The following is a 1,660-nucleotide window of genomic DNA, read 5'->3' as shown; positions in this document are numbered from 1 at the left end:
GCCCCGGGGCGCCGCGGGGGGGCGTGCGCCCCCCTCCCCCCCCCCCCCCCCCACACCCCCCCCCCGCCCCCCGCCCCGCCCCCCGCCGCCCCCCCCCCCCCCCCGCGCGGCCCCCCGCCCCCTTCCGCCCGCCCAGGTGCCGACTTCCCCTGGCGGGCCCTCCCGCCGAACCCATCGAGGAGAGCCGTGCCCACCCCGCTGCGCACCGGTCGCGCCCTGCGCTTCGCCGCCCGGTCCATCGCCACCCGCGTGCAGGACGCGGACTGGCCGGCCGATATGCCCGCCGTCGCCGTCCACCTGCTCTCCGAGCACATCGGCGCCGACCCCCGCCACGGCTACCCGGGGCTGTGGCGGCGCCGGGCGGACGCCTGGCATACCTGGGCCACCGCCGACGAGCACGACCAGGCCGAGGAGTTCACCGAACGCCGGCTGGACCCACTGCTGCTGCTCGGCGACAACCCCGACGCCGTCCGCCAGCTGGCCGCCGTGCTCTGGGAGCAGCCCGGCGCCGGCCCGGACGTCTGGCGCCGCCGCATCCAGGCGTGGTCGGTGTTCGCCCACCCGCAGGACCAGGTGGCCGCCCTGTCGGAGGCCGCCCACCGCGTCGACCCGCCGCGGCTGCCGATCGGCTGGCTGACCATCGATCCGAGCCCGAAGCGGCACAGCCCCTTCGCCAAGGCCGACCAGATCATGGTGTTCAGCTCTGGCGGCAAGGACAGCCTGGTCATGCAGCACCTGGTGTGCACGGCCGCCGAGGCCGCTGGCGCGCTCGACAAGGTGGTCGTGATCCACAACGACCTCGGGCGCACCGACAGCGGTGAGCCGGTGGAGTGGCCCGGCACGCTGGACCTGGTACACCGCCAGTCCGCGCGCTACGGGGTGCCCGTCATCGTGACCCAGCGCGAGCAGGGCGGGCTGTTCCAGCAGTTCACCCGGGAGCGGCAGATGTGGCCCAGCGCGAACGCGCGCTGGTGCACCTCCGACCAGAAGGAGGGCCCCGGGAAGAAGCAGGTCACGCGCTTCGTCACCTGGCGGCGCGCGGAGCGGCCGGGCGAGCACGTGGTCGTGTACTACGCCCTGGGCCTGCGCGGGGCGGAATCGAAGGGCCGCGCGGGCAAGCCCGAGTTCGTCATCGACCGCGCCGCCAGCAACTCCCGGCGCACGGTCATCCGGTGGCACCCGATCATCGAGATGACCGACCGGCAGGTCTGGGAGACGATCCGCGACCACCAGCTGGAATACCACTGGGCGTACGACCTGGGGATGGACCGCCTGAGCTGCCGCCTGTGCGTCCTGGCCACCAAGGACGACCTGGTCCGCTCGGCGCAGCTCGGTCCGCAGCTGGCCGAGGACTACGCCGGGGCCGAGGAGAGCACCGGTCACACCTTCAAGCACGGGTTGTCGATCGCGGACGTCCGGGTGCTGGCCGGCCCCGTCGCGCGCGGCCGCCGGGCCAAGCGCCGCCGCGCCTGGTACCGCCGGATGCGGCCCGGCGCAGCGATCCGCCGCAATCTTGCCGAGCCCGACGGTCAGCTGGCCCTGTTCGGCTGACCCGGGGGCCCCCCCCCCCCCCCCCCGGGGGGGGCGCCCCCCCCCCCCGCCGCCCGGGGCCCCCCCCCCCCCCCCCCCCCCACCGCGGGGTGCCCCCCACACCCCGCCA

Annotated in this window: 1 protein-coding gene; it reads left to right on the top strand. The window is 76.6% G+C overall.

Annotated elements, in window-relative coordinates; all coding sequences use genetic code 11:
* Positions 1 to 186: 186 nt before the first annotated feature.
* The gene (locus tag ACFWXO_RS32020; protein WP_380528211.1) at positions 187 to 1,551 is read left to right on the top strand and encodes a phosphoadenosine phosphosulfate reductase family protein; all 1,365 of its coding nucleotides are present in this window, start codon (positions 187 to 189) and stop codon (positions 1,549 to 1,551) included.
* Positions 1,552 to 1,660: the final 109 nt, after the last annotated feature.

This window comes from Kitasatospora sp. NPDC059088, from assembly GCF_042738155.1.
In the GTDB taxonomy this organism is placed as follows: domain Bacteria; phylum Actinomycetota; class Actinomycetes; order Streptomycetales; family Streptomycetaceae; genus Kitasatospora.
This window is presented reverse-complemented; position numbering and strand designations above follow the sequence as displayed.